We start from the raw sequence: 2,875 nt of genomic DNA, 5'->3' as shown, positions 1-2,875 counted from the left end.
CTTGCTAGCGGACCCTTTATGGGTTGATCGTGGAAGATCCGGAACCGGGCCAGGACKCCATCACAGACAAGCGGGATTGGCTTGCTTCCGTTTGGGCCACCGTTCGACGCACGATTTTCGAGCTTCGTGCCAGGTCGTCGCTGCCCGCAGGCCGATTACTCGTGTCTTCKATTTAGCGGGTCAGGTGTTGGCTGAGCGAAGGACTCTGCGTCGCCGCGTGACCGAATGTCGCGTCAGCTTCAGTCGTGGCACCGCCTAAGTTGCGATGAGTCGTGCCTTTCGCGGTTTGCGGAACCCGACCCTGCAAGCGAGAGCGATGGTGCCMGGAGACCTAATGCATAGTTCGCCGCCGACCCAATCTGTCCGCTAAATTTGATTCCCGGATGGCCGCGAAAACGGGTGTCCACCCTCGGGCGGTACACGGAGGACTGTTGCCGGATTTTTATCGCGGCGCGTTTCACATCAATAACCGAGCGGCACTCTGGATTGGCTTCCCCTTAAGCTCGGCATCACTTCGGTTCTCACTATGATCACGCTCAAGAAGCGATGACACTATTGAAGCCTATTACGGGTTCCCTCAGACAACACCTTGAGGATCAGCGCGCAAGACGTCGCACCAGCATCCAGCACGCCGAGCGATCGTTCGCCCAGCCTGCTGGCTCGGCCGATCCGCGCGATCAAGTTCACCGTCGAATCGCGGCCACTTTCGGCTGCCGCAACGAGGAGTTCCAATGCCTCGTCGAAGGATTTCCCTTCTGATGTCGCATTGTCAAAAGCTTCAACAGCAGGCACCAACGTGTCAAGCAATGTCTTGTCGCCGACTTTGGCCGAACCAATTTGTTGAATACCCGTCAAGCCAGCATGCAGCATTCGGCTGAACGTCTTGTTGTCGATCTGGTCGACCTGATCGATCTGCTGGGCAAACTCGGTGAACATCACACCGTAAAGCGGACCCATAGATCCGCCGATCTCGGTCATCAGGACTGTTCCGAGGGTCTCAAGCGCTTTTGCGAGCGATAGCTCCTTGCCGCGTATCCGGTMGGCCACTAAACCGAAACCTTTCGCMATATTTATTCCGTGATMGCCGTCGCCAATCTTGCCGTCGATCTCGCTGAGGTAGGCGCGGTTATCGATGATCGCTCTTGCMATGGAGACTACGATTTCTCCGGCTGCCGCGTTATTCATTTTTTGCATTGTTCCCTCCTTAAAGCGTCGCCGCGCAGCGAACCTCGACCTCCAGTAGCGACTTTAGCTCTTCATCGAGCGCCATGACCGTCAAAGTCGCTCCAACCATCTCAAGAGACGTGAAGTAGTTACCAACATACGCTTTGTGGATCCTKAGGCCGCGGCCGGAGATTTCCTCCTCGACTGTGTCGAAGAGAATGTAAAGTTCGTTCAGCGGTGTCGCGCCAAGGCCAGATACCAGTACGGCCACTTCTGTCCCCGAGCCGAGATCATGATCATCCAGCACGATCTGGCACATATCCTTGGCGACCTCTGATGCGCTCTTGAGCGCTTCTACTCGCACGCCCGGCTCGCCGTGATGGCCGATACCGACTTCAATGGTGCCAGGCTCGATCTGGAAGTTCKGATGTCCGACCGCTGGAAGAGTGCACGGCCCCAATCMGACACCGACCGAGCGGCAATTGTCGATGGCCTTCTGCGCTGCGTCACGAACMTCGGATAGGCTGGCGCCCATCGACGCTTTCGCTCCGCCGACCTTCCACATGAAGATCTCTCCGGCAACGCCTCGGCGCTTCTCCCGCTCCTCGGCGGAGGCGGAGCACACGTCATCGTTCGCAACCACCGTGGCAACCTCGATGCCGTCCTTCGCGGCGAGTTTCATCGCCATTTTCACGTTCATGTTGTCTCCGGCATAATTTCCGTAGAGGACAACGACGCCGTTTCCACCATTCGCTTCGCGTATGGCATCATGAAAGCTCTTTGCCGTTGGCGACGAAAACAGCTCGCCGACCGCGACCGCGTCGAGCATGTTGCGGCCTATATAGCCAATGAAGGCAGGCTCGTGTCCGGAGCCACCTCCAGTTACGACACCCACTTTTCCTTGCGCGGGCCGGTCAATCGCCGTCACCACGCGTTGGTTTTCGGCGAGGCGCACGATGTCTMGGTGTGCCTTCACAAAGCCCCTGATGGTATCTTCCACGACMTCATCGYGGTTGTTTACAAAACGTTGCACTGCGTCCTCCTCMAGACACGGTCATTGATTGTGGTTGAGCGCTCGCCGGACGACCTTGAGCGACCGACCCAGCGAGTCCTCGATCGTTGACAGCGGCACGGGATCTTGGCGGCGAACGGGCTGCGCCTGCCGATTGCGATGCAGTCTCAAGGGAAGTTCAATACTGACCGGGAGGCTGTCGAGCTTTGCGATTGCAGCCAGGAGGCGCTCGCACCCGACCTTGCCGTCGCCGATATCGCAGAAAAACCAACCTTCGTCGGTTTCACGGACATCCTTGATATGGGCGTGCGCCGATTCCGGCAGCGCCAGGATTCCATCACCTGCGAGATCGTCCATGTCCGGTCGATGTGACGCCGTGTTTGCAGCGTCGTAATTTAGCTTTAGAAAGGGCGATCCGAATTCCTCAACAAGAGAAATACCGTCCCGCGCGGTGTTGATCAGGCTATCGCTGCCGTCTCCTGGGTTTTCCAGGCCAACGATGATATCAAAGGCTTCCGCTCTTCTCAGTATGGTTTCGACGTTGCGACGGAATGTTGCCTCTCTTTGTCGGGCGGCCGCGTTGGTCGCAATAACTTTGGCTCCAATCGCCGCGGCGAATGCCATGCGGCCCGTGAACACTTCGACCGAATCTTCGAAACCGAGGTCGATGTGCGACGACATTGCATGACACAAGAGCCC

At 57.6% G+C, this 2,875-nt stretch carries 3 protein-coding genes; all 3 read right to left on the bottom strand.

The features are described from left to right. Positions 1-552: 552 nt before the first annotated feature. Entirely contained in the window at positions 553-1,194 is a 642-nt protein-coding gene (dhaL, locus tag QD357_RS31675) for a dihydroxyacetone kinase subunit DhaL (protein WP_414125932.1), read from the bottom strand. A gap of 10 nt (positions 1,195-1,204) precedes the next feature. Continuing rightward, complete coding sequence (locus QD357_RS31670) at positions 1,205-2,197, bottom strand: dihydroxyacetone kinase subunit DhaK (protein WP_414125931.1); 993 nt, start codon at positions 2,195-2,197, stop codon at positions 1,205-1,207. 21 nt (positions 2,198-2,218) lie between these two features. After that, the coding region (locus QD357_RS31665) for a sugar phosphate isomerase/epimerase family protein (protein WP_414125929.1) at positions 2,219-2,875 on the bottom strand (657 nt) is incomplete at its 5' end.

It is taken from the genome of Rhizobium sp. BR 317 (assembly GCF_047445835.1).
Classification (GTDB): Bacteria; Pseudomonadota; Alphaproteobacteria; order Rhizobiales; family Rhizobiaceae; genus Rhizobium; species Rhizobium paranaense.
This window is presented reverse-complemented; position numbering and strand designations above follow the sequence as displayed.